Here is a 25565-nt window from a genome sequence, read left to right as displayed (position 1 = left end):
GTCTCCTTGGGTCTCTAAGCGGATTCAGATGCCAGTCTGGTTTGCAGCCAATTGGCCGTTCTGAGAAGTCGGTCGTCTTTCTCGGCGGGTCCGATCAGCTGCACGCCGATGGGCAAGCTGTTCTCACCAACAAGCAAAGGCAATGTGACCGACGGCAGGCCAGCCAGTGTCCACAACGTGCAGAAAATCGGGTCTCCCGTGCCATCGGCGAGAGGTGGTGCTTCGCCTGCGGCGCTCGGTGCAATGATGGCATCGAAATCAGTGAAGAAGTCCGCGAAGAACGCTTCAGCCGATGATTTTACCGCCAGTGCGTCTTGGTACTGAGCCTGGGTTATCAGCCGCCCACGCTCGACAACGCCCTGGAGCATCGGGCTCACCTGATCCCAGTGGGCATCAAAGCTCTCAGCAAGATGCATGCAGATTTCATATTCATGGATGGTTGCCTGCACCGCAACCAGTTCGGCCATTGTATCAGCCGGCTGCATCCGTGAGACACGGCTGCCCAGGACTTCGATCACTGCATCAAGTCCCTCTCGGGCGTCAGCGGAAAGGCGATCGTGAAACGGCATGTCAAAAAAGGCCAAATCCGGTTCGACCGGAACCTCTTCTGCGGCACCCCTCGCCATCGCGGGACGGGGCCGTGGAAAACTTACCGGATCGCTCTGGTCGTAGCTGCCGAGGGCATCGGAAAGCAGGGCGACATCACCCAGTGAACGGGCAAAGACGCCGACCTGATCGAGCGAGACGGAGGTTTGAAGAATCCCGCGTCTGGAGATGATGCCGCGGCTGGGTTTAAAGCCGTAGACGCCACAGAAAGATGCGGGCCGTATTACCGAGCCGTTGGTCTGGGTGCCGATTGACAGTGGTACGTGATGGGCCGCGACCGCAGCCGCCGAGCCGCTCGACGAACCTCCCGGCGTGTGCTGTGGGTTGTGCGGATTGCGCGTATGACTGGGATTGAGAAAGGCGAGCTCGGTGGTCACGGTTTTGCCCATGATCACCGCTCCGGCATCGCGCAACCGCTCGACAATCGCAGCGTCCCTATCGGGCTGCCGGTCTTTGAAGATCGGCGTGCCCCGCTCGGTCGGCATATCGGCAGTGTCGACGATATCCTTCAACGCCACCGGAATGCCGTGCAGGGCGCCGAGGGCAAATCCCGCGCGGCGTATCCGGTCCATCTCGGCGGCCTGACTCAATGCCTTGTCCGCATCAAGATGCGCCCAGGCCTGGATGGAAGGCCCGCTTTGTTCGATCCTGGCCAGGCAAGCCTTGACAAGGTCAACCGAGCTCACTGCACCCTTATCGATCAGACTGGCGGCCTCTTGCGCCGTCAGGGATGAAGGATCGACCCTCATGGGATGTAGGTGCCGAAGAGGTAGTCAGGGAACCAGAGCGCAATGCCCGGGAACTGGTACATGATGACCATGGTAAGGATCACGATGCCGAGATAGGGCATGATCCCACGGAAGATCTCCATGAGTTCGATCTGCTTTTTGAGCACCCCTTTTAGGTAATAGGCCGACATTGCCATGGGCGGCGTCAGGAATGAGGTCTGCAGATTGAGCGCCACCAGCATTGCAAAGAAGTAGGGGTTCACACCAAACACTTCGAGCAGAGGCAGGAAGATCGGCACGAAGATGATCAGGATTTCCGACCACTCCAACGGCCAGCCCAGCAGGAAGATGATGATCTGGGCCAGGACCAGGAACTGCCATGGTTCAAGGTCCATCCCTCCAACCCAATGGGCGATGATGTCGTGCCCGCCGAGATAGGAGAAGACTGACGCGAAGGTCCAGGAACCGACAAAGAGCCAGCAAACCATTGCGGTGGCTTTGGCGGTCAGGAACACGCTTTCCTTGAGTTTGGTCCATGTCATCGACCGGTAGAGCACAGCCAGAACCATACCACCCATCGCGCCCATGGCGGCAGCTTCGGCCGGCGTCGCCAGGCCGCCAAGGATGGAACCAAGCACAAGTGCGATGAGCACCGTGAGGGGCACAAAGCTGACCAACAGGTTCCAGTAGATTTGACGCGGTGGGGGCACGTCCTCCATCTGTGGCTTGGGGGCCAGGCTTGGCGTTATCCAGACCCGAACGATCACATAGACGATGTAAAGCCCGGCCAACAGCAGGCCTGGGAACACTGCGGCTGCATAGAGCCGCAATGGCGACAGATCCGCGATGGCCGAATAGACAATCAACATGATGGATGGCGGGATCAGGATGCCCAGCGTACCGCCGGCACAAATTACGCCCGACGCAAAGCTCTTGTTGTAGTTGGCGTTGGCCATGGCCGGAAAAGCCAGAAGGCCCATCAGCGTGACCACGGCTCCGACGATGCCGGATGCCGTCGAGAACACCGCACATGTCAGCAGGGCTGCAATGGCCAGGCTGCCTGGCAGGTTGCGTGCGGCCATGTAGAGCGAGAAGAACAGCTTGTCGACGATGTTGGCGCGCTCCACCACATATCCCATGAACAGGAACAGCGGGATCGCCACGAGGGTCGGGTTCTCCATCACCGAATAGGTGTTCTGGTTCAGCAGGTAGAAGATGTTGTTGTTGAAGATGTCGCCGAATGTCTCGATCGGGTGACCCTGGTGGTAGGCATAATAGCCAAACGCAACCCCCATCGCCAAAAGAGTGAAGGCAATCGGGAAACCCAGCAAAACCAGAAAAATGAACAGGCCGAGCATCAGCAGGGCGACTTCAGGATTTGTCATCTTTTTATCTTTCTCACAGCGCCATGCGACTTGTTATTTGCCAGGAATGACCGACCGGATCTGCTCCATATCGGCTTCGGTCAGCAGGTCTTCTGTTTCCTTGACATCAGCAAGCCGTTCCGGCCAAGCACCGGTGCGCATTGCAATGACGCAGCGGACCAGCTCAGCGACGCCCTGGATCATCAGCAATACGCCTGAAACAGGGATCAAGGATTTGAAGAAATAGATCTGGATGCTGGCCGGGCTGTTGAAGCTGACTTCCTTGTAGCGCCAGCTGTCCGAGGCGATTTCATAACCGAACCAGACCAGCGCCAGAATGCCTGGGAAAAAGAAGATGAAGTAGAGGAAGAAATCCAGTCCGGCCTGCACCTTGACCGGAAACAGCCGATAGACCACGTCGGCGCGCACATGCGTGTCCTGCGCCAAAGCATAGGCTCCGCACATCAGAAACAGCGCGCCATACATCTGGATCATCATGTCAAACGCCCAGACGGTAGGGGCATTGAGCACGTAACGCACGAAAACTTCGTACGTCACCGAGAGTGTAAGAAGCATGATGCACCATCCAAAGGCGCGACCAACCCAGAGGCTCAGACCCTCTACAGCGTGAACAAATTTCATCTGATTGCTTTCCCCCAACAGACGGCCGGGCCGTTTATCGGCACACCCCTAAAGCGTATGATATCCGGAGATCTCAGGGACCCCCGGACATCTTGCTTTTTCTAGACTTCGATCAGCCGAAGTAGTGGTTGTAGGCCAGCTTGTAGTCGGGCTGATTGAGGTTGAGATAGTTCATCACATTTTTGGCGTAAGCCTTTTGCGATTCCATCACCTTGGCGAAGAACGGATCGTCTGCGGCAATGCGCGATGTCACCTTGTCCCAGGCTTCCAACTGCGCCGCCATCACCGAGTCCGGCGTGCGATACACATTCACGCCATCGGCTTCCTGCAGTTTCAGCAGATCGTCAGAATAACGCTTGGTGTTGCCCCAGTAGAATCCGGAGTTTTCCGCCATGGATGCATTCCTGATGATCGCCTGATGCTCAGCCGCCAATGCGTTGAACTTGTCCTTGTTAATGGTGACCTCAAAGAACTCCTGGCTCTGGTGATAGGACGCAAGATGGTAGTGCTTGGAAACGTCCTGCATGCCGAAGTCACGGTCCGAAGTCGGATTGTTGAATTCGGCCGCATCGATCAGGCCGGATTTCATGGCCGGCTGGATTTCCCCACCTGGAAGCTGAACCACCGACATGCCCATTTCCAGCAGAACGTCTGCAGCCAGACCGACGGTGCGGTACTTCAGGCCCGTCATCTGCGATGCATCCTTGATCTCCTCCTTGAACCAGCCAAGCGGCTGGGCCGGCATTGGAGAGTTAAAGAACGAAACCACGTTGAGGCGCAGGGTATCCATCAGTTCATCGAACAATTCCTGACCGCCACCTGCGTAAATCCAGCCCAGCACTTCCTGGCTGGACCAGCCGAAGCACGGTCCTGTGCCAAACAGCGAGGCCGCCTTGGATTTGCCGTACCAATAGGCTGGCACATAGTGGGCTGCGTCCAGAACACCGCGGTGCACCGCGTCCTGCATCTGGCTGGTCTTGACCACGGCGTCGACCGAAAGAACTTCGATTGTCAGTGAGCCGCCGGACATCTCGTTGACCCGTGCAGCGAACGACTGGGCGTTCTCAAGGAAGATGCCGCCGCCCCAGGCTGCCTGCATCTTCAGGGTGGTTCCGGCATTTTGTGCAATGGCCGGCGTTGCGAGTGCTGCGGCGCCGGCCATTGCCGACCCACGCAGGAATCTTCTGCGGTTTAGTGAGTTAGTCATGTTTCCTCCCACGGAACTACCACTGTCGCCTGCCGCCTTTGATCCTCCTCCAGGATCTCGGCACCTTCTGGTTGGTTCAGGAAACTCCTTTACCGGCCGAAACGGCATGACAGCGTGACATATACTTGCATTCGCATGCACCAAAGACAATAGCCATATATTGGGTGTTTCCGTCTGTTGAGAAGTCGCGGCATTGGACTCTGGTCGGTTGAATTGGTGCACAGAGTAAGAACCTGGTTCAACTGGAGCTGGCCGATTCCGGGGTTTGCCGATTGCCGATTTCGCGAATGGCGTATTGGGTGAAGAAGGGACCAACAAGCTCGAACACAATCGTACTGGCCACCGCAATGGTGAGCAGATCTTCGCCGATTTCTGGGAAGCGTTCACTGGCAACCAGCGCCATGCCGATGGCGACGCCGGCCTGAGGCATCAGGGCGATACCGGTCAGGCGGCTTTGACGATCGGGCATCCCGGCGACACGGCCACCTATCCAACCGCCAATCAGTCTCGCAAGAATGCGCAGTGCACAATAGGCGAGGAAGATCCAGGCGGTTTTTGCAAGGTTTCCTATCTGGAGCGATGCGCCGGCCATGACGAAGAACAGCAGCATGAAGGGCCATTCGATCCGTTCGATCTCGTGAAACGGGCGGTCGTGATGGCGCGCGAAATTGACGATCACCGCGCCGCAGACCATTCCGGTCAGCAAGAATGAAACTCCGAAGTAAAGCGCAGAGCCGGAGCACAAAAACACCAAGCCCAAGGCCTCTATCAATGTCGGCTCGCCCGGCTTGATCCTGCCGGTCAAATAAGCGGCCGGGAAACCTATCACGAGGCCGAGCAGGATTGCACCGCTGACTTCCATGGCGCCATGGGCAAGCGCTTCGGTTGCATTCGAATCCAGAAGAATCCCTGCAACCGCAAGTGCCATGGAAAAGGCGATCAACCCCCATGCGTCGTCGATGGCGACAATGCCCAGAATGCTGGTAATGAAGGGGCCGCGGGCATTGCTTTGGCGAACAACGTCGTGCGTGGCAGCAGGGTCGGTGGCAGCCGAAAGGCTTCCCAGAATGACCGCAAATCCTGCCGGCAGGCCGAGCAGCCATAAGCCGCCAGCGACCAGCATCACCGAGACGATCACCAGGGCCAGCGAGATGATCAGGATTTCGCGCCCATGGTTCCTGAGTGTTTGGGTTGTCAGCGATCCGCCAAGCAGAAAAGCCACCATTGTCAGGGCGGTGGGCGCATAGATTTCATCCGAGCCTGCGAAAGCGTCGGGAAGCAGATCGAGAACCGGCTGTCCGATTACCACGCCCAGGAGGATCAGCAAGGTGACGCGCGGAACGTGAACAATGCGTCCGACGCTGTCGAGCGCAAGACCGAGCAGCAACAAAACGCCGATGGCGACGAGTACCTCCGAATTCTCCATCAGTTTTTTCCGGCCGGGGCTTGTTTATCCTGCTGCGGTGCTTGCCTTCCAGAACAACAGCCCGGAACGCCTGTCAGGGTTCCGGGCTGGGGTCTTCGGTTGACGATGCTCAAGGGCATTGCTTAAGGGCGATTCATGCCGGACATGTCACCGTCCGTGCTGGCCGCCAGATCTTCGAGGCTGTCGTACAGGATCTGCATGGCGTAGCGCGGATTGTGCGCATAGGCGCCAGAGTCTTTGGAGACGAACTGATAATTGTACGCAGCACGCAGCAGGCGCGGTGTCCAGCTCTGATATCTGTTCGGGAAGGCGGCTTCATCGCCATTCGATGTGCCGTCTGCATTGGTGTCGTTGAAAAAATAGGGATAGGCATGAGAGTCGTAGACGATGGGTTGGCCTGCGAGCTCTGATCCGTAAAGCGTGATCGCGTCGCCGAGCTTGTCGTGCAAGGTGGCAATCTCGGCGCTGATGCCTTCGCTTGCGTCACCATCTCCGTCAAAATCACCCGGAGTTGTCCGAATGGCCCGCGCAGTGTCGATGTCCTCGTGGCAGGTGGTGCACTGATCGATCGCAACAGTCTTTGTGGTGTGAGGCTCGTGACAGGTCGTGCAGGAGTTGAAGTCCGGCACATGGGCAAATTTTTCGGCATAGACCTTGCCGTCATACTGATAGCCACCGCGCACAATGCCACCAAACAGGGTGGCGGCTGCAGCGCTGTAATGGACATTGATGAAACCCAGATCGCCATTGATGACGTCGTCATCCATCCCGTCGACAGCCGCGTTGACTGCATCGGCTGATGCACGGCCCTGGTGGCAAACCATGCAGATCGCCGAGGAACCGGTTTCGGTCACCATCTCTCCGGAGGGGAATGTGATTTGCTCGATTTCGCTGGCGGCCTTGTTGTGGCAGGCCACGCAATCAATTGGCGATCCGGTCGGTGCGGGAGCATCCACCTTGCCGGCCATGGATCCGTCAGCGCCAAGAAAATCCATCAGCCCGGGGCCGGAGTGGCATGTGGCGCAGTTCTCGGGGACGGCGCCATCAGCGTTCCAGTGTATGAAGGACTCGGATGCCCGGTTGCCGTGTGGCGATGCGATCCAGTCTTCCACGATTGACGTGAGTGGCGACTGATCCTGGGCTTGTGCTGCTGGTGTGGCCAAAGAGGCGCAGAAAACGACGCCCAAGGCTAAGAAGCTGTTTCGGAAAATAGGCAAGGTGGACCTCCAGTGGTTTAGTCAGATTGATGTATCCGGCATGTCTGGATGCAGTTTCACCCAATCACTATGGCGCTGGTTGCCGTCTGCCGCATTGATCTCGCTCAACGCGTGTTGTTTTCACCCTGCTAGTGTCGGCACAGTTTGGGTGCCAGGCATCACACAAATGCTGTGGCGGCCCTTCTGCAGCGAGACTAGGGGTCATTCGTGTTTCCATGGTTCAAGACAGAACGCGCCGTTGCGCCTGTGCAGAGCATAAGGACGGGTGCGGAGATTGGCCGGGTGGCGATTCTCGGGGTAGACGTTCCCGGGCTTCGGCCGAAAATGCTTTGCGAGCAGGGAAGCGAGGTGCTCCAGGGGCAACCGGTTTTTCATGATCGCTCCCACCCGGACGTGGTCTTCGCTGCTCCGGTGAGCGGTACGGTGGAGTCGATCACCTATGGTCCGCGGCGAACCTTGTCTGCGCTGGTGATCCGGCTTGCGCGCCACGCAGCCTCGCCCAAGCCTGCCTCTGTGGATGCCGGCACTGCTGCAGATCTGCGTGCCGCTCTCCTGGCTGCCGGGTTGTGGCCATCGTTTCTAACCCGGCCCTTCGGACGAATCCCCACGCCTGACGCCGTTGCGGATACGATCTTTGTGACCGCGACCGGTGACAATGCCCAAGCCCCTGATGCGGGTGTGGTTCTCGAAGGTCGTGAGGACGCGTTCGGCCGGGGCATCAAGGCGCTGATGCTTTTGACGGAAGGCCCGGTTTTTCTGTGCCAGCCGCCGGGAAAGGATCTGGTGTCCGGGCTTGAAGACCGGATCCGCATTGCGCAATTTGCCTCAGGCCCGCTGACCGGACTTGCGGGTCATCATATCCACCGGCTGCATCCGGTGCGAGCAGGGCGCATGGTCTGGACCGTGGGCTATCAGGATGTCGCAACCATCGGAGAATGGCTTGAGACCGGCGTGGTCAACCCGACACGGGTGATATCGCTGGCCGGCCCTCAGGCAAGCAGCCCGCGGCTGATCAGGACCCTGGCCGGCGCAAGTCTGACCGAGTTGATTGCCGGAGAAACCCGGTCGGGAAACGCAGAGCCGGATGTTGCCGTTGTGTCAGGGTCTCCCGTCAGTGGCCGACCAGCGGCATGGCTTGGGCGCTATCATCAGCAAGTCACGCTTTGCAAAGCCGCGCCAGCCCGCCGCGCTTCGCCCAATCGCGGCCTCAAGGCCTGGCTTTCTCCATCACAGCAAAGTCCCGCAGCACTGATCCCAACAGCGGCGCTTGAGCGGGCGCTGGGCTTTGGTGTGCCGGTGGTGCCGTTGATGCGTGCCTTGAGTGTCGGTGATAGCGATGCCGCGCGAAAGCTTGGTTGTCTCGAAATGACCGAAGAGGATCTCGCTGCCCTTTCGATGGTTTCCACCAGCGGTGCCGACTACGGCCAGATGCTGCGGCATGTGCTTGATGAACTGGCGGAGGACGCATGACAGGCTGGCTTCTTGATCGGCGCCGTCGGCTCCAACGGCCGTCATGGACCCCGGCAGGGATTACGCTGATTCAGCTGATTGCGCTTGTGCCGCCGGTCGCGGTGACTGTGCTCGAGCGCGGTGCGGGGCAACTCGCGGTGCTGATCGCGGCTCTGATCGTCAGCCTGGGCTGGGAGCTTGCCTTCGCCCTGCTGCGAGGCCGGGCGCCGAGTTGGCATGGCGCAAGTGTTGCTCTGATCTTCGCTGTGATGGCACCGGCGGATGCCGCGTTGTGGCAAGTGGCGCTGGCGGTGAGCTTCGGTGTTGTGTTTGGCGAACTGGTGTTTGGTGGCCGGGGCTACGGCTTCCTTTCTGCAGCAGCGGCGGCGCTGGGTTTTTTCGTCTTTTCGTTTCCGGGGGTTCAGCTTTCAGGGGCCGGACAAGGCCTCGGGCTGACGGTCATCCCGGGGGCTCTCGTCCTGCTTGTTGGCGGATTGGTATCGTGGCGGGTGCTTCTGACAGCCGGACTTGTCGTGATCTTGCCCGGTCTTTGGGATGGCGGGCTATCGGGGTCCTGGCAGACCTGCGCTGGAATCGCTTTTGGCCTGGTTTTTCTGGTTGGGGATCCGGTTGTGACAGCCTCAACCAATCCGGGCCGTTGGGCCTACGGCATCCTGGCGGGTGGCTTGATCGTGCTTTTTGACACGATCAGTGGACCGGGGGTGTCTCCAACCGCGATCGTGTTCGCGGCACTGCTCGCAAGTATTTTTGCACCGCTGATCGACTATCTGGTTGTGGAATGGAACGTCCGGCACCGGAGGGTCAAGAATGGCTGATCCGTTTGCTCCAATCCGAGGTTTTTTTGCCCGACCCAATGATGACCGGGTCAAAATCATCGGCATGGCAATCCTGGTCGCGCTGTTCAGTGCGGCTGCAGTGTCGGTGACTGCGGTCACGCTCAAACCCTATCAGGAGGCCAATCGCGCTGCCGAGCGTCAGGCGCGGCTGGACCGGATGCTCGATACACTTCCTGCCATGCGGGAGCTGATGCTTGAAAGCGGTGTCGATACGCTTGAAACCCGTCTGGTCAATCTCGATGACGGCAGCTTTGCCACCGGCACAGACAGCGCTGACTTCGATCTTGATGCTGCGTTGCAGGACCCGGATGCGAGTGTTGCGCTGGCGCCGGAGGCCGATCTCGCCGGGATCAAACGGCGTGCCAGGCAGTCACCGGTCTATCTGCTCGCCAAGGAGGGGGAGCTGATGCTGGTTGTGCTGCCGGTCTATGGTGCGGGGTATCAATCCACCATTCGCGCGGCCCTCGCGCTGGAGGCGGATCTCAACACCGTTGCAGCACTGGCAATTGTCGAGCAGGGCGACACGCCCGGATTTGGTGCCCGCATCGAGGAACCGGAGTTCCTGGCGCAATGGCCAGGCAAGATGATTGCCGACGGAGATGGTGTCCTTCGCATCGAGCTCGTGCGTGGCGGTGCTTCGACACCCTATGAAGTGGACGGGATTTCCGGGGCAACCAGAACCAGCGACGGCATCACCAATTTGCTCCGGTTCTGGCTTGGTGAAGACGGGTTCGGCCCCTTCCTTGCGCGTCTTGAAGAAGAGGGCCTGTAAGATGTCATTGAGGCACCATCTGTTCTCGCCGCTGATCGGCAACAATCCGATCACGCTGCAGATCCTCGGGATCTGCTCGGCGCTGGCGGTGACCACCACGTTGTCAACAGCGCTGACCATGTCGGTTGCCCTTACGATCGTGCTGTGTCTGTCGGGCGCGGTGATCAGCTTGATGCGCAATCACATACCGCCCTCGATCCGGCTTATCGTGCAGATCACCATCGTGGCGTCGATCGTCATCGTCATCGACCAGTTTCTCCAGGCCTTCATGTTTGAAATGAGCAAGCGCTTGTCGATTTTTGTCGGCCTGATCGTGACCAATTGTCTTGTGCTTGGACGGGCTGAAGCCTTTGCCATGCGCAACCCTGTAATTCCGAGTGTGCTCGACGGTCTTGGCAACGGCCTGGGGTACAGCCTGATCCTGATCAGCGTAGGCACGTTGCGTGAGTTCTTTGGCACCGGCGCCCTGATGGGCGTGCCAATGGTTCTGACGGTTGCCGAGGGTGGCTGGTTTCAGCCATTGGGCCTGATGCAGCTTGCGCCGAGCGCATTCTTCATCCTGGGACTTGTTGTCTGGCTGGTGCGGGTGTGGCGTCCCGACCAGGCTGAGCGCCCTGAATTCCGGTTGGATGAACCCGAGGATCGGCGGCCATGATCGAGATTCTTGTCAAATCCGTCTTTCAGGAGAATCTGGCGCTCTCCTTCTTCCTCGGGATATGCACCTTTCTGGCCGTTTCCAAGCGCGTCGAGACGGCGCTTGGTCTGGGGCTTGCGGTCATCGTGGTTCAGGCGATCACGGTTCCGGTGAATTATCTGATCTTCAGCCTGCTGCTGATCGAGGGGGCCTGGGGCTGGGCAGGTTTGCCCGATGTGGATCTGACATTTCTGAAGCTTGTGAGTTTCATCGGTGTGATCGCGGCCATGGTGCAGATCCTCGAGATGACACTCGATCGCTTCGCGCCTCGGCTTTACCGGGCACTCGGAATCTTTCTGCCTCTGATCACCGTCAACTGCGCGATCCTGGGGGGCAGTCTCTTCATGGTCGAGCGGCGCTATGATTTCCAGGAATCGCTGGTCTATGGTCTGGGCAGCGGCTTTGGCTGGGCGTTGGCGATCGTCACCTTTGCAGCCATCCGGGAGCGGCTTAAATATTCCGATATGCCGCGGGGTGTGGAAGGGCTGGCTAGCGCCTTCATCGTGACCGGTCTGATGTCGCTCGGCTTTTCCGCATTCGCGGCGGTGACGCCATGACCGAGATTGTTCTGGGCACATTGCTGCTGACCCTGATTGTGCTGGCGCTGGCGTTGACGGTGATGCTGGCGCGTTCGGTTCTTTCCCCCTCGCGTCCCGCGACTCTGACCGTCAACCGCTCGACCGAGTTGGAGACCCGGACCGGGACAAAGCTGCTGGCAGCACTGAACGACAATGGCATTCTGGTGCCGTCGGCCTGCGCCGGCGCCGGGACATGCGGGCTGTGCAAGGTCAAAATCGTTGATGGCGGTGCACCGCCATTGCCGACCGAAACCGCAAGGCTGACCAAATCGGACCTGCGAGACGGTGTTCATCTGGCGTGTCAGGTGGTGCTTCGCGGCGATCTTCAGGTTGAGGTCGACAATGATCTGATGGCGGCTGAGAGCTTCGTCTGCAAGGTCGAAACCGTGCGCGCGCTCACGCCCCTGATCCGCGAAATCGTGCTGCGGCAACCCGAGGGCATGAGTGTCGGGATCGAGGCTGGTTCCTTCGTGCAGGTCACCGCGCCGGCTTTCGAGTGTGACTACTCCCGGATAGATGTCCCCGAGGCGCACAAGGCTGTCTGGGCGACATTGCGTTCGCTCAAGGTCACCAGTGCTGAGGATGTGACGCGGGCCTACTCCGTGTCGAACCGTCCCGAGGACACCGAAGCCGGGCGGATCGTGCTCAATATCCGGCTGGCACTGCCGCCACCTTCGGTGCCGGACGCACCGCCGGGCATCGTTTCCTCCTGGCTGTTTGCGCTCAAGCCTGGTGACCGGGTGGATGTTTCGGGACCCTTCGGCAGCTTCCGTGCGCAGCAGGGTGAGGCCGAGATGGTGTTCATCGGAGGTGGCGTTGGCATGGCGCCGTTGCGGGCGATTATTTTCGACCAGCTCGAGCGTGTTAAGAGCGGTCGCCGCATCAGCTATTGGTATGGCGCACGCAACAAGGCCGACCTTCCCTATCAGGAGGAGTTCGACAGTCTGGCGGAGGCTCATCAGAATTTCAGCTGGACGGTCGCGTTGTCGGATCCGCGGCCCGAGGACCATTGGTCAGGCCGCAGCGGTTTTGTTCACATGATCGCCTGGGAGGACTATCTGCGCGATCACCCGGCGCCGGAAGCCTGCGAGTATTATCTGTGCGGCCCGCCATTGATGATCCGCGCGGTGCTGGCGATGCTTGATGATGCCGGCGTCGATCCATCTCACATCTTCACCGACGATTTCGGAGTCTGAGCCATGCGCATCACACGCCGCAGCTTCTTGTTCTCGATTGCAACAGTGGGCGCCGTTGCCTCCGGACTTGGCAGATCGCCTGCTTATGCTGGTGTCACGACACTCAGTGGTCGAGCCTTTGGGAGCAGCTGGCGTGTGGTCGTGCCGGCGGCAGCCGATGCCAGGCAGGTGCGCGCACTGGTGGCTGCAATCGTTGCCGAGACCGACATGGCGATGTCGCCCTATCTGGCGCAATCCGAGTTGTCCCGGTTCAACCGGTCGAACGCGGCCAACTGGCAGCGGTGCTCAAGGCATCTTGCTGTTGTCGCGTCTGAAGCTCTCAGGATATCGCAGGTCACAGGCGGCGCATTTGATCCCACCGTTGGTCCGCTTGTAGGCCGTCTTGGCTTTGGACCGATCAGCGGTGCGCGGGGGCTGCCCGGTGATATCGCAGCCGGGGCGGAAGGGCTGCGAAAATCAGCCTCCGGCTTGACGCTTGATCTGTGCGGGATAGCCAAGGGGTATGCGCTGGACCGGATTATCGAAGAGTTGGTCTGGATCGGGATTGCCTCGGCATTTGCGGAGCTCGGAGGCGAGGTTCGCGCTCTTGGCGAACATCCGGAAGGAAGAGCCTGGCGTGCCGGAATCGCAAGGCCGGATGGTCCGGCGGGTGCGGTTTACAGCGTGATCGAACCCGGTGGATTGGCTTTGGCAACCTCCGGAACCGGCCAGCAGGGTATTGAGTTCGGTGCCAACGGTCTGACACATCTCATCGAGCCCCGGGCCTGGCGTTCGGTGAATGCCGCTCCAGCCTCTGTTTCGGTCCTGGCGCAGACGGCCATGCGCGCGGATGCGCTGGCGACGGCGCTGATGGTGATGGGCCCGGATACAGGGCCGGTGTTTGCGGAGGAGAACGGAATTTCGGCCCTGTTCCTCAATCAGGATGGTGATGGCTGGCGTGAAACCATGACGGTGGATTTTGACCGCCATATTTTGGCTTAGGAGCGCGAGGGTATGGGAACTTTTCTGCTTGCATTTGGCCTGATCGGGCTCTCTCTCGCCGGGCTTGGCATCGGGGTTATGTTCGGCCGGCCGCCGCTCAAGGGGTCTTGCGGCGGGCTTGCCTGCGCCAAGGGGCTCTCCTGCAGCGGATGCCGCAAGGGAGATGGCCAATGACCGGACGTCCTCGGATCAAGAGCTACATGACCACTGAGCTGATTACGCTGGCGCCCGAGATGGAGATAAACCGGGCGATGCACATGCTGATTGACCACCGCATCTCCGGTGCGCCGGTGGTTGATCGCACCGGGCATCTGGTCGGGGTCTTGTCAAAGAAGGACTGTCTGAAGGCAGCGCTGCATGCGAGCTACTATCGTGAGTGGGGTGATACGGTAGTAAGCTACATGTCGACAGAGGTGCAGACGCTCGACGCCGAACTCGACCTGATAGAGGCTGCGGAAGCCTTTCTCGCAAGTTCGTTCAGGCGGTTTCCGGTGATGTCGGAGGGACGCCTTGTCGGCCAGATCAGCCGATCAGACCTGCTCGAAGCCCTGGCCGGCAATTGGCAGTAACCAAGGTCATGCGTGTGTTTCAACCGAGCATTCGCGCCACGGCTTCGGCGATCACATGCTCCTCGTCGGCCGCGATGATGTAGGCGTGGCGTGAGCTGTCTGGCGTGGTGATGCATTGCGCCGCAGCTTTGTTCGCCTCGGGATCGCAATCAAAACCGAGCCAGCTGAGACACTCGAGTGTCCTGTCGCGGATCGGGGCCGCGTTTTCGCCGATGCCGCCGGAAAAAACGATGGCGTCACAACCACCGATGCTTGCCGCGGCGGTTCCGATTTCCTGCACCAGCCTGTCGACAAACATCTCGATTGCGAAGGCTGCATCGGCGGAATCACTTGCCAGCAGGGTGCGCATGTCGCCTGACAATCCGGAAACGCCGGAAAGCCCGCTTTGCTTGTTGAGCAAACTGTTCACGGTGGCGGTGTCGCCCTGGTGCTGGTCAACAAGCCATAGAACCGCGCCGGGGTCGAGCCTGCCCGGACGCTGGCCCATCATCAGGCCGTCGAGCGGGGTGAAACCCATCGACGTCCAGGCGCTGCGGCCATCCATCATGGCGCAGATCGAGGAGCCATTGCCCAGGTGACAGGCGATCACCCGTCCCTGGGACAGTCCAAGCGCGGGCAGGCTTGCAGCCACATGCTGATAGGACAGCCCGTGAAAGCCGTAGCGCAGAAGCCCCTGCCGGGCGTAGCTTCGGGGCAGGGGCATTTCACGGCGCACCGCTGACACCGTGGTGTGGAACGCGGTGTCGAAGCAGGCCACTTGTCCGACGCCGGGCAGTGCTGCGGCGGCTGCATCGATGCCTGCGAGGTTGTGAGGCTGATGGCCGGGCGCAAGCGGTGCCAGTTCGGCGATGGCCTGCCTGGTTGCCACATCGATGCGAACCGGCGCGCCAAACCTTTCGCCGCCATGGACAACACGGTGGCCGATACCGGTAATCTGGCCTGCATGGGGCAATATGATGTCATTGATCAGTCTTGGAAGCAGGTCGGCATGGCCTTGGTCAGTCGCGCCAAATTGCCGTGCTTCCTCTCCTGATATACTGAGCCGTGGTGTCTGCCCCCGGCCGATGGCCTCAATCAGGCCTGAGAGTGTTCGTTCAAGCCCTGGCGTGAACAGTGCGAACTTGATCGAAGAGGAGCCGCAATTGAGAGCCAACAGGCTGCGCTGATCGCCAATGGTCATACTGGTCCGATCCTTTCAGATGGCGCGCGGACAGGCGGTCCATGACGGAGATGGTGTCGCCTCCGATACACCATTGCTGTTGTGCCCGACTGGGGCAAATGTGCAACCCCAATTGGCGACTGGCCTGATCTGATGTGGCCAATTGGCCCGGTTGGCTGACCGCAGGATTGCGTGCAATCGGGAGCATAGTAGCGACCGTAAGTGGTGTTTTTGTAAGATTGATTCAGTGTCTTGCCAAGACCGCAAAGGCGTTTTATCGTTTGGTCAAAAATAATAACGGGTACAGCCATCATCACAGTTCAACAGGAGCGTCAGCCATGCCCACAATCAAGACTTCCAATCCACTTTCTCTTCTCAAACGCCGCCAGGTGCTCGCCGGCGCGGCGGCCGGTGCAGCAGCGCTTTCCATGCCGGGTCTCATCGGCAAGGCGCGCGCTGAAGGGCCGCTGAAGGTCGCTGCAATCTACACCGTACCGGTGGAACAGCAGTGGGTCAGCCGCATTCACCTGGCCGCCAATGCGGCGGTGGCGCGTGGCGACATCGAGTATGTGTTTTCGGAAAACACCTCGAACAATGACTACGAGCGCGTCATGCGCGAATATTCGGAAGCCGGTCACGACCTGATCATAGGCGAAGTCTTTGCCGTTGAGGATGCCGCACGCCAGGTGGCGCGCGATTATCCTGAAACCGCCTATCTGATGGGCTCGAGCTTCCTGCCCAAGGATGACACGCCCAACTTTGCCGTGTTTGACAACTACATTCAGGATGCGTCCTACCTTTCCGGCATCATCGCAGGCGCCATGACCAAGACCAACAAGATGGGTATGGTCGGCGGCTTCCCGATCCCCGAGGTCAACCGGCTGATGCATGCCTTCATGGCAGGCGTTCGCGAAACTGCACCCGACACAACTTTCCAGGTGGCCTTTATCGGCTCCTGGTTTGATCCGCCGAAGGCCAAGGAAACTGCCTTCGCCCAGATCGATGCCGGTGCTGATGTTCTCTACGCGGAGCGGTTCGGTGTGTCCGATGCGGCCAAGGAGAAAGGCATTCTGGCGATCGGCAATGTGATCGACACCCAGGCAGATTATCCCGACACCGTCGTCGCCTCGGCGATCTGGCACTTCGAGCCAACGCTCGACAAGGCCATCGAGATGGTCAAGGCGGGTTCCTTCAAGGCTGACAATTACGGCGTCTACTCCTTCATGAAGGAAGGCGGCTGCTCGCTGGCACCGCTCGGCACTTTCGAGGGCAAGGTGCCGGACGCTGCGGTGAAGCTTGCCATGGAGCGGGAAGCCGCGATCAAGGCCGGCGATTTCGTGGTCGAGATCAACGACGAAGAGCCCAAGTCCAGCTGATGAACGCGGACGCGCGCCCGGAGGCGGAGACTGTTCTCCGCCTCACGGGCATTACCAAGCGCTTTGGTCCGCTGGTGGCCAACGACGCCATTTCACTGTCGCTGGGACGCGGCGAAGTGGTGGCGCTTCTGGGTGAGAACGGCGCTGGAAAAACCACGCTGATGAACATCCTTTTCGGCCATTACACCGCCGACGAAGGCAGCATTGAAGCCTTCGGAAAGGCGCTGCCGTCAGGTGACCCGAACGCGGCGTTGGCGGCGGGTATCGGCATGGTGCATCAGCACTTCACGCTCGCCGACCAGATGAGTGTGTTGGAAAACATCGTGCTCGGCACCAGACCGCTCTGGTCTTTGAGCCTCGGCAAGGCCGCCGCGCGGACCAGAATCCGTGCGTTGTCGGCGGATTACGGGCTCGAGGTCGATCCGGACCGGCAAATCCTGGATCTCTCGGTGGGCGAACGGCAGAGGGTCGAAATCCTCAAGGCGCTGTACCGTGAGGCTCGTATCCTCATTCTTGACGAGCCGACTGCAGTACTCACGCCGATGGAAACGGAAGCTTTGTTCGCCACTCTGAAGAAGCTGGTGGCTGCAGGTCTTTCGGTGATCTTCATTTCTCACAAGCTGGGCGAAGTCCAGTCGGTCGCAGACCGTGTGGTGGTGTTGCGCGGTGGCAAGCTCGCAGGCGAGCGCGTGACCAGCCAAGCCACAAGGCGTGAACTGGCGGAGCTTATGGTTGGCGGTCAATTGCCGGTCAACGAGGTCGGTCCGCCCAACCCCGGCCAGACCCTGTTTGAACTCAAATCCGTTTCGACCCGCAGTCTTGGCGGTTCGGGGCTGAACCATGTCTCGATGCAATTGCTTGGTGGCGAGATCACTGGGCTGGCCGGGATTTCCGGCAATGGTCAGGCTGCGCTTGCGGCCCTGATCGCCGGCACGCTCGAAGTCGGCGAGGGCGAGATTGTCGTCCATGGCAGGCCGGCTGGCAAATGGTCCCCGCGCGCAGCGCTTGAAAACGGCCTTGGCCGAATTCCCGAGGACCGCCATGCGACTGGCATGATCGGCGACATGAGCGTTGCCGAGAACGTGATTTCGGAAGCCTATCGCAGCCCGCGGTTTTCAAAATTCGGCTTTCTGGACTGGGGTGCTGCGGCCGGCTTCGCCAGCGACATCATCAAGGCCTATGATGTCAAATGCCCGTCGCCGGAAGCGCGCGTGCGGCTGCTTTCGGGTGGCAACATGCAGAAGCTGATCCTCGGGCGTGCGCTTGATGGCGACCCGGACATCATCCTCGCAAGTCAACCGACGCGCGGGCTTGATGTCGGTGCGGTCGCCTATGTTCATGCAAGGCTGATTGAGGCGCGGGACCGTGGTGCGGCAGTGCTTTTGATTTCCGAGGATCTCGACGAGATTCAGACGTTGTCGGACCGCATTCTAGTGATTCATCGCGGACACCTTTCGCCGCCTTCCGAGCGCGGCCAGCTCTCGGTGATGGAACTGGGAGAACTGATGGCCGGCCATGGGCTGGATGGAGGCGAACATCATGCGGCTTGAACCCAGAGCTGCAACCTCCGCCACGGCGACGGTCTTGTGGCCCTTGGCTGCGATCGCTGCAACGGTCGTCTTTTCCTCGGTGCTGGTGATGATCGCCGGGGCCTCTCCCATCACCGTGTTTTATCTGGTCTTCAAGGGCGCCGCCGGGTCGCAATTCGCTTTGGTGGAAACGCTGACCCGTGCCACGCCGCTTATCTTCACCGGACTTGCCGTGGCGGTGGCGTTTCGCGCGCGGCTCTGGAACATCGGCGCCGAGGCGCAGCTCTATCTGGGTGCCGTGATGACCGTCGTTCTGGGCACCGGGGCGGTGACGCTGCCCTCGGCCGGGCTGATCCCGCTGATCATCTTTGTGGTCATGCTGACCGGCGCACTGGCGCTTCTGGGGCCGGCCATTCTCAAGACCCGGTTTGGCGTCGATGAGGTGGTTACCACGCTGTTGCTGAATTTCATCGTGATCCTTTTTGTCTCGATGCTGCTTGAGGGGGTCCTCAAGGACCCGATGGGCCTTGGTTGGCCGCAATCCAGGCGGGTGATCGAAGAGGCGCAATTGCCCCGGCTGATCCAGGGCAAGCGGCTGCATTTTGGTTTCATCCTGGCCATCGTCTCGGCGATCATTGTGTGGGTGATCATGAAGAAGACCGTGCTTGGCTATGAGATGCGCGCCGTTGGCCACAATGCGGAAGCGGCACGCTTCGCAGGCATTCCGGTCAATCGCGTGATCGTCAAGACGGCGCTTCTGTCCGGTGGGCTGGCAGCTCTTGCCGGCTTCTCGGAAGTGGCGGGGCTCAAGGGCAATCTGACGCTCGATCTGTCGCCGGGCTATGGCTACACCGGTATCGTGGTGGCCATGCTGGCGCTGCTCAATCCATTGGGGGTCGTTGCCGCTGCGATCTTCGTGGCGGGGATCTTCGTGGGTGCCGACGCTATGAGCCGCAGCGCCAATGTGCCGAGCTACATCGCGGATGTGATGGTGGCGACCTCGCTTCTGACAATGGTCACGGCGATCATGCTGATGCGCTACCGCGTGCGCTGGAGGTGACATGACAGAAGCCATCGAAATCCTGTTCACTGCCAGCTTCTGGGTCGCGGCGATCCGCATCGCCTCGCCGCTGATATTCGCCACCATGGGAGAACTGATCTGCGAGCGCGCCGGCGTGCTCAATCTCGGGATCGAGGGAATCATGGTCGCTGGAGCGTTCACCGGCTGGTTCACCGTCTATATGGGCGGAGATCTTTGGACAGGTGTGTTTGTTGCGGCGATGACCGGGGCGATGTTCGGACTGTTGCACGGGTTCCTCACCGTGCCGCTCGGGCTGTCGCAGCATGTCACCGGGATTGGCATCACCCTGCTTGCGTCGAGCCTGACCTATTTCACCTATCGGATCCTGCTTCCGGAGGTGTCCTCACCACCCAAGATCGAGCCGTTCGAACCCTTCGCAGTGCCATTGCTGTTGGACATTCCGGTGCTTGGTCCGGCCTTGTTCAATCAGACACCACTCACCTATCTCGCCTATCTCACGGTCGCTGTTGTCGCCTTTGTGCTTTACCGCACACCGGTGGGCGTCGCTGTGCGTGCGGTTGGCGAAAATCCTTCAGCCGTAGAGGCCCAGGGCATTTCGGTCACTGCCATACGGATCGGCGCCGTGATGGCGGGCTCGGCGTTGATGGCAATCGGCGGGGCGTTTCTAACCATGTCGGCATTCAACTCGTTCTTCTTCGAGATGATCAATGGCCGTGGGTGGATCGCCATCGCGCTGGTGGTGTTCGGTTCCTGGCGGCCGGGCAAGGCGCTGATCGGTGCGATCCTGTTTGCGGCCTTTGATGCCTATCAGATCCGCTTGCAGCAGATTACCGGTGGCGTCATTCCCTATCAGATCTTCCTGATGATGCCGTTCGTGCTCTCCATCGTGGCGTTGGTCGTCGTCGCCAGGCGGGCGACCTATCCCAAGGCGTTGATGATCCCCTATCAGAAAGGCGAGAGATGAGTTTCGACACATTGCTCAAGGGTGGCGTGCTGCCCGACGGAACGATAGCTGATATTGCGATAGCAAATGGATCAATCGTGGCCATTGCACCCGACATCGAAGCTGAAGCCGGTGAGACCCTTGATGTGTCGGGCAACCTGGTGTCGCCGCCGTTTGTGGATCCGCATTTTCACATGGATGCGACCCTGTCTTACGGCCAGCCACGGATCAATTCTTCCGGCACACTGCTTGAAGGGATTGCGCTGTGGGGCGAACTCAAGCCGCTGCTCACTCATGAGGCGGTGATCGAGCGGGCTTTGGCTTATTGCGATTGGGCGGCCTCTATGGGACTTCTGGCGATCCGCACCCATGTTGATGTCTGCGACGACCGGTTGCTGGCAGTGGAAGCGCTGCTTGAGGTGAGGAAGCAGGTTGCGGACTATATCGATCTGCAGCTTGTGGCGTTTCCGCAGGACGGTCTTTACCGCTCACCGAATGCGCGTGAGAATACCATCCGGGCGCTGGATCTGGGAGTCGATGTGGTCGGTGGTATCCCGCATTTCGAGCGTACCATGGCCGATGGCCGTGCTTCGGTGACGGAACTTTGCGAGATTGCCGCCAAGCGTGGGCTGATGGTTGATATGCATTGCGACGAGACCGACGATCCGATGTCCCGTCACATTGAGCAACTTGCCTATGAGACCCAGCGGCTTGGCCTGCAGGGCCGTGTTGCCGGTTCGCATCTGACATCGATGCATTCGATGGACAACTATTATGTGTCCAAACTGCTGCCGCTGATCGCGGAGGCTCAAGTGGCCGCAATCCCCAATCCGCTGATCAACATCACCATCCAGGGCCGCCACGACACCTACCCCAAGCGCCGGGGAATGACCCGTGTGCCCGAGATGCTGGCCCAGGGGATCAAGGTCGGATTCGGGCAGGATTGCGTGCTCGATCCCTGGTATCCACTGGGATCCGCAGACATGCTTGATGTTGCCTTCATGGGGTTGCACGTGGCTCAGATGACAAGCCCTGCAGACATGCGCCGCTGTTTTGACATGGTGACCACGGAAAGTGCTGACATCATGGGGCTAAAGGATTATGGCCTCGCGGTCGGCAAACGGGCCGACCTGGTGGTACTCGACGCCGGCAACCCGATCGAGGCGGTGCGACTTCGTGCAACCCGGTTGATGGTCATAGCGCGCGGCAAGGTGATCGCGCGGCGTGAACGCTCTCCGATGCACATCGCCATACCCGGACGGGAGGCGGCGATCGACCGGCGCTTCGAGGTTCCGAAGGCCGCGGCCTCGAAGCTACGGCAATAGGCTCCGTTGGACCAAACAGTTGGCCGAAGTTAACACTTGAGAAAGCGGATACGGGTAAACAATAGCATCTAGTTTTGCGTAAAGGGTGTTGTTGGTATGGCTGCTGAGAAGCGCGGTCTTTTCCATGTGTTTCGAATGTCACGAAAGCTGGCTTTGCTTTCGGGCGTTTTTTTGCTGGTGCTGGGTGCGTCCGGAACAGCTGCGCTTGTTTTGGCGCCCGCGCACCTGCTTCCCGGTTACTCCGAGGAAACCGTCAGCTCCTGCAAAACTCTGTATCAATCAGAATTCCGCCGTGGCAGGGAAGAACGGCTGATTGCGGTGATATCAACCGACGCAGTCAAGCCTGCCGACCGTGTTCGCATCGGCATGCGACTTGCGCGCCATCTTGTGGAGACCTCAAAGCCGGACCTGGTTATCGTTCAGGTTGTGGATCACCAAGGTCCGACCGGACGGGCGGAGATCCGCGGCCCGGTTGTTGGTGCCGAGATCGCGCATGCGCCGAACCCCTCCAAGACGTATGCCACCGGCAAACCATGGGAGGCGCGATACATCGATGCATTGCCGACCAGTGGCGGACTTTACTTCGGGCCCAGGGTCGACATGCGATTGGCCGATCTTCAAACCATTGATAACGACTTCGAGCTTATCGAAGGCTGCGACGGCGACCTTGTCGATGAGGAAGCCCAGGCGGTTTCCGAAAAATCATCCGGGCATTGATCTGCGGCCAATCGCGGGCAAACACTTCGCTGAGTTGCCGCGGTCTGTCCGGGGGCGATTGTTGAAGCCCCGGGTCCAGCAACGCGGCATGCATCAATCTGCGCGGGTCTTGCGTGCCGGAAACAGGATTACGTCGCGGATCGAGGGCGCGTCGGTCAACAGCATAACCAGCCGGTCGACGCCGATTCCCAAGCCGCCTGCCGGCGGCATTCCCTGATCGATGGCATCGAGAAACTCGTCATCGAGGCGCTTGTCGGTTTCGCCGCGGGCATGGGCCTGCTCCAACTGCTCGACCATGCGCTTGCGCTGTTCTTCGGGGTCATTGAGCTCGGAGAACGCATTGCCCAGTTCCCAGGTGTTGCAATAGGTCTCGAACCGTTCGACCAATCGCGGCTCTCCCGGCACTTCCTTGGCGAAGGGGGAAATGTCCTTGGGGAAATGCGTCACATGGGCCGGCTGGATCAGCGTTGGCTCAACCTTCTCTTCAAAGATGAAGGCAAGGCATTCGCCCCAGGTCCAGTCATCCTCGATTTCAAAACCGGCTTTCTTTGCTGCCGCGCGTGCAGCTTCGTCGGTGTCGATGGCGCGGAAATCGATGCCGGTGGCTTCTTTCACGGCATCGGGCATCGGCACCCGCTTAAACGGACCCTTGAAGGAAAACTCGGTCTCGCCATACATGAAGTCGGTCTTGCCGTGGATGGTGAGAGCCAGCGTCTCGAACAGCCGCTCGACCAGATCCATGATGTCTTCGTAATCGGCATAGGCCCAATAGCATTCGAGCATCGTGAATTCGGGATTGTGCCGGGTGGATACGCCTTCGTTGCGGAAATTGCGGTTGACCTCAAAAACCTTGTCGGTCAGTCCGGACACCAGCGCGCGCTTGAGATAAAGCTCCGGAGCAATGCGCAGGAACATGTCGAGCTTGAGCGTGTTGTGGTGGGTCTTGAACGGTTCGGCCGTGGCACCGCCATAGACCGAGTGCAACATCGGCGTCTCGATTTCCATGAAGCCGTCATCTTCCATGAAGCGGCGAATTCCGGAGACGATCTTCGAGCGTTGCTGGAAGCGCACCTTTGAATCAGCGTTGGACAGAATGTCGAGATGACGCTTGCGGTAACGCAGTTCGATGTCGGACAGGCCGTGCCATTTTTCAGGCATCGGCAGCAGCGACTTGGTGAGCATCGTGATCTCGTGGGCGTTGACGGTGAGCTCTCCGCGCTTGGTGCGGCGTACCTCGCCGGTCACCCCGATGATGTCTCCCAGGTCGATCAGCGGCAGCAGCTCACGAGCCGCTTCCGGGGTGGTGTCCTTGTGGCTGAAGATCTGAACCTTGCCGGAGGCGTCATGGATGTCCATGAACATGCCCGAGTTGCGTGAGGAGTAGACCCGGCCCGCCACGGTGACGATGTCACCGGTCAAGGTATCCGGCTCGATGCCTTCATATTTCTCGCTCAGCTCTTCGTTGGTCAGCGTGCGATGAAAATGTGCCGGATACACTTCGGCGACGGTCTGGCGCAGAATGGCGAGTTTCTGCGCGCGCACTTCTGCCTGATCGGAGGAAAGGCCGGTGTCTTCGGGTGTCTGGCTCATGTCGGATCGTTTCCGCTTGTGGTCGTCAGTTGCGTTCGTCGTGTTGTTTTAGGCAGCGTTGGTTGCTGCGGTCAGCACCTGGTCGGCGGCTTTGAGGCGCTGGCGCACCATCGCGCGTCCGAGGATCGCCATGGAATCAAACAGGGGCAGCGAGCGCGGTGAGCCGCTCATGGCGACAAACAGCGGTGGCAGCATCACCCGCAGCTTGCGACCGGAGCTTTCCGACAACTCCCGGAGTTCGGCCTCAATGGCTTCCGCCGTCCAGTCGGGCATGGCTTCAAGCGCCGGAGCGACCTCGCGAATGATCTCAAGGCAGGCGTCGTAGTCGAGTTTCTTCAACCCATCGAAACTGGTGGCCTTCAGCCCGAGATCGGACTTGAGCAGAAAGCCGGTGAGATCGGGCAAATCGCCAAAGGTCTGGATCCGGCTCTGCGCCAGTCTCAAGCCGGAAATCAGCCGGTCGTCTTGCATCGCCCAGCTTTGTACGCGGGTGAGAAACTGCTCTTCGGAAAGTTTCTCGCGCAGCCAACGGCCGTTGAGCCAGTCGAGCTTCTGGATGTCGAAAATGGCCCCGGCCTTGGAGAGATTCTCCGGGTCGAACCGTTCCACCAGCTCATCCATATCCAGCAGTTCCTCGCCTTCGGCGATCTGGATGAAGAACAGTCCGAGGAAGTTCATCAGTGCCTCGGGCAGATAGCCCAGAGCTGCATAATAGGGAATCGAGGTCGGGTTCTTGCGTTTGGACAATTTGGATTTGTCGGCATTGCGCATCAGCGACAGGTGCATGAACACCGGCGGCTCGAGGCCGAGGTACTGATAAATCAGAATGTGCTTGGGGACCGAGGCCAGCCATTCCTCGCCGCGGGCGACATGGGTGATCTTCATCAGGTGATCGTCGACCACATTGGCCATGTGATAGGTCGGCATGCCGTCGGCCTTGAGCAGCACCTGCATGTCGACCGCGTCCCAGGGGATCTCAACCGCACCATAGACGCCGTCGACAAACTTGCAGCTGCCTTCGGTCGGGATCTTCATGCGCACGACATGTGGCTCACCCGATTCAACACGCTTGGTGACTTCTTCTGCTGTCAGCTTTAGGCAATGGCCGTCATACTTTGGCGGCTTGCCGGCGGCACGCTGTGCCTCGCGCATTTCATCAAGACGCTGGGGTGTGCAGAAGCAACGGAAGCCATGTCCGTTGTCGACGATCTTTTCGACGTAAGGACGGTAGATGTCCTTGCGTTCGCTTTGCCGATAGGGGCCGTAAGCGCCACCGACATCCGGGCCTTCGGACCATTCAAGCCCGCACCATTTGAGGGCGTCGAGAACCTTCTGCTCATATTCGAGCGTGGAGCGCGTCGCGTCTGTGTCTTCGATGCGAAGCACGAAGGTGCCGCCATGCTTTTTGGCGAACAGATAGTTGAACAACGCGATATAGGCGGTGCCCACATGCGGTTCGCCGGTCGGAGACGGTGCGATGCGCACGCGCGGTGCAGTGTTGGCCATGGTTTTATGCCTGCTTTCAGGTCCGATTGGGTGGTTTGCCGCAACGCCTAAAAGCGCCCGGCAATCAGCCAGCCACGCTGCAGCCCTGAACG

24 protein-coding genes are annotated in these 25565 nt (G+C 59.8%); 15 read left to right on the top strand and 9 right to left on the bottom strand.

The features are described from left to right. Positions 1–14: 14 nt before the first annotated feature. The 6 genes from HPDFL43_RS18745 to HPDFL43_RS18720 all read right to left on the bottom strand — a co-directional run bounded on the left by HPDFL43_RS18745 (position 15) and on the right by HPDFL43_RS18720 (position 7136). Positions 15–1355 (bottom strand): amidase, encoded by a 1341-nt coding sequence (locus HPDFL43_RS18745; protein ID WP_007198984.1) that lies wholly within the window; start codon positions 1353–1355, stop codon positions 15–17. Next, positions 1352–2719 (bottom strand): TRAP transporter large permease, encoded by a 1368-nt coding sequence (locus HPDFL43_RS18740; RefSeq protein ID WP_007198983.1) that lies wholly within the window; start codon positions 2717–2719, stop codon positions 1352–1354. The genes HPDFL43_RS18745 and HPDFL43_RS18740 overlap by 4 nt, the downstream gene beginning before the upstream one ends. 33 nt (positions 2720–2752) lie before the next feature. Continuing rightward, the gene (locus tag HPDFL43_RS18735; RefSeq protein WP_040449344.1) at positions 2753–3340 is read right to left on the bottom strand and encodes a TRAP transporter small permease subunit; all 588 of its coding nucleotides are present in this window, start codon (positions 3338–3340) and stop codon (positions 2753–2755) included. A 112-nt stretch (positions 3341–3452) separates the two neighbouring features. Next, complete coding sequence (locus HPDFL43_RS18730; protein WP_040449343.1) at positions 3453–4547, bottom strand: TRAP transporter substrate-binding protein; 1095 nt, start codon at positions 4545–4547, stop codon at positions 3453–3455. Between the two features lie 238 nt (positions 4548–4785). After that, entirely contained in the window at positions 4786–5973 is a 1188-nt protein-coding gene (locus HPDFL43_RS18725; protein WP_007198980.1) for a cation:proton antiporter, read from the bottom strand. Between the two features lie 122 nt (positions 5974–6095). Beyond that, positions 6096–7136, bottom strand: a complete 1041-nt coding sequence (locus tag HPDFL43_RS18720) for a polyheme membrane-associated cytochrome C (RefSeq protein ID WP_210165608.1) — start codon at positions 7134–7136, stop codon at positions 6096–6098. Positions 7137–7397: 261 nt separating this feature from the next. Between HPDFL43_RS18720 and HPDFL43_RS18715 the strand changes: the two genes are divergently transcribed. Genes HPDFL43_RS18715 through HPDFL43_RS18680 form a run of 9 tightly spaced genes read left to right on the top strand, consistent with a single transcriptional unit; the run spans position 7398 to position 14286 of the window. Then, a complete protein-coding gene (locus tag HPDFL43_RS18715) occupies positions 7398–8660 on the top strand; it encodes a hypothetical protein (protein WP_084594719.1) in 1263 nt (420 codons plus the stop codon). Continuing rightward, a complete protein-coding gene (locus HPDFL43_RS18710) occupies positions 8657–9475 on the top strand; it encodes an RnfABCDGE type electron transport complex subunit D (RefSeq protein WP_007198977.1) in 819 nt (272 codons plus the stop codon). The genes HPDFL43_RS18715 and HPDFL43_RS18710 overlap by 4 nt, the downstream gene beginning before the upstream one ends. Further along, positions 9468–10268 carry an NADH:ubiquinone reductase (Na(+)-transporting) subunit C gene (nqrC, locus tag HPDFL43_RS18705; RefSeq protein ID WP_007198976.1) on the top strand — a complete coding sequence of 267 codons (801 nt, stop codon included), beginning with the start codon at positions 9468–9470 and terminating at the stop codon, positions 10266–10268. The genes HPDFL43_RS18710 and nqrC overlap by 8 nt, the downstream gene beginning before the upstream one ends. 1 nt (position 10269) lies before the next feature. Then, positions 10270–10923, top strand: coding sequence for an NADH:ubiquinone reductase (Na(+)-transporting) subunit D (locus tag HPDFL43_RS18700; RefSeq protein ID WP_007198975.1), 654 nt, complete (start codon positions 10270–10272; stop codon positions 10921–10923). Then, on the top strand, positions 10920–11519 hold the full coding sequence (nqrE, locus tag HPDFL43_RS18695; RefSeq protein ID WP_040449341.1) for an NADH:ubiquinone reductase (Na(+)-transporting) subunit E: 600 nt from the start codon (positions 10920–10922) through the stop codon (positions 11517–11519). The genes HPDFL43_RS18700 and nqrE overlap by 4 nt, the downstream gene beginning before the upstream one ends. Then, positions 11516–12736 carry an NADH:ubiquinone reductase (Na(+)-transporting) subunit F gene (nqrF, locus tag HPDFL43_RS18690; protein ID WP_040449339.1) on the top strand — a complete coding sequence of 407 codons (1221 nt, stop codon included), beginning with the start codon at positions 11516–11518 and terminating at the stop codon, positions 12734–12736. The genes nqrE and nqrF overlap by 4 nt, the downstream gene beginning before the upstream one ends. A gap of 3 nt (positions 12737–12739) precedes the next feature. Next, positions 12740–13717, top strand: coding sequence for an FAD:protein FMN transferase (locus tag HPDFL43_RS18685; protein ID WP_007198972.1), 978 nt, complete (start codon positions 12740–12742; stop codon positions 13715–13717). Positions 13718–13729: 12 nt separating this feature from the next. After that, on the top strand, positions 13730–13891 hold the full coding sequence (locus HPDFL43_RS22140) for a hypothetical protein (protein ID WP_007198971.1): 162 nt from the start codon (positions 13730–13732) through the stop codon (positions 13889–13891). Next, complete coding sequence (locus HPDFL43_RS18680) at positions 13888–14286, top strand: CBS domain-containing protein (RefSeq protein WP_007198970.1); 399 nt, start codon at positions 13888–13890, stop codon at positions 14284–14286. The genes HPDFL43_RS22140 and HPDFL43_RS18680 overlap by 4 nt, the downstream gene beginning before the upstream one ends. 19 nt (positions 14287–14305) lie before the next feature. On the opposite strand, the gene HPDFL43_RS18675 is transcribed toward HPDFL43_RS18680, so the two are convergent. Continuing rightward, positions 14306–15466, bottom strand: a complete 1161-nt coding sequence (locus HPDFL43_RS18675) for an acetate/propionate family kinase (RefSeq protein WP_007198969.1) — start codon at positions 15464–15466, stop codon at positions 14306–14308. A 317-nt stretch (positions 15467–15783) separates the two neighbouring features. Between HPDFL43_RS18675 and HPDFL43_RS18670 the strand changes: the two genes are divergently transcribed. The 6 genes from HPDFL43_RS18670 to HPDFL43_RS18645 all read left to right on the top strand — a co-directional run bounded on the left by HPDFL43_RS18670 (position 15784) and on the right by HPDFL43_RS18645 (position 22377). Continuing rightward, positions 15784–16821, top strand: a complete 1038-nt coding sequence (locus HPDFL43_RS18670) for a BMP family protein (protein ID WP_007198968.1) — start codon at positions 15784–15786, stop codon at positions 16819–16821. A 74-nt stretch (positions 16822–16895) separates the two neighbouring features. Beyond that, on the top strand, positions 16896–18371 hold the full coding sequence (locus tag HPDFL43_RS18665; protein ID WP_425348862.1) for an ABC transporter ATP-binding protein: 1476 nt from the start codon (positions 16896–16898) through the stop codon (positions 18369–18371). Then, positions 18361–19410 (top strand): ABC transporter permease, encoded by a 1050-nt coding sequence (locus tag HPDFL43_RS18660; RefSeq protein WP_040450535.1) that lies wholly within the window; start codon positions 18361–18363, stop codon positions 19408–19410. Before HPDFL43_RS18665 ends, HPDFL43_RS18660 begins: the two co-directional genes overlap by 11 nt. Position 19411: 1 nt before the next feature. Continuing rightward, positions 19412–20356 carry an ABC transporter permease gene (locus HPDFL43_RS18655; protein WP_007198965.1) on the top strand — a complete coding sequence of 315 codons (945 nt, stop codon included), beginning with the start codon at positions 19412–19414 and terminating at the stop codon, positions 20354–20356. Then, positions 20353–21660 (top strand): amidohydrolase family protein, encoded by a 1308-nt coding sequence (locus tag HPDFL43_RS18650; protein WP_007198964.1) that lies wholly within the window; start codon positions 20353–20355, stop codon positions 21658–21660. Before HPDFL43_RS18655 ends, HPDFL43_RS18650 begins: the two co-directional genes overlap by 4 nt. A gap of 96 nt (positions 21661–21756) precedes the next feature. Further along, a complete protein-coding gene (locus tag HPDFL43_RS18645) occupies positions 21757–22377 on the top strand; it encodes a hypothetical protein (RefSeq protein WP_007198963.1) in 621 nt (206 codons plus the stop codon). 93 nt (positions 22378–22470) lie between these two features. Here the strand turns inward: HPDFL43_RS18645 and lysS are convergent, their stop codons facing one another. Together lysS and gltX are read right to left on the bottom strand one after the other, a co-directional pair. After that, entirely contained in the window at positions 22471–23967 is a 1497-nt protein-coding gene (lysS, locus tag HPDFL43_RS18640) for a lysine--tRNA ligase (protein WP_007198962.1), read from the bottom strand. Positions 23968–24015: 48 nt separating this feature from the next. Beyond that, positions 24016–25473, bottom strand: a complete 1458-nt coding sequence (gltX, locus tag HPDFL43_RS18635) for a glutamate--tRNA ligase (protein WP_007198961.1) — start codon at positions 25471–25473, stop codon at positions 24016–24018. Positions 25474–25565 lie beyond the last annotated feature (92 nt).

This window comes from Hoeflea phototrophica DFL-43 (assembly GCF_000154705.2).
GTDB lineage: Bacteria > Pseudomonadota > Alphaproteobacteria > Rhizobiales > Rhizobiaceae > Hoeflea > Hoeflea phototrophica.
The sequence above is the reverse complement of the archived record's forward strand: the minus strand, read 5'-3'. Positions and strand labels throughout refer to the sequence as shown.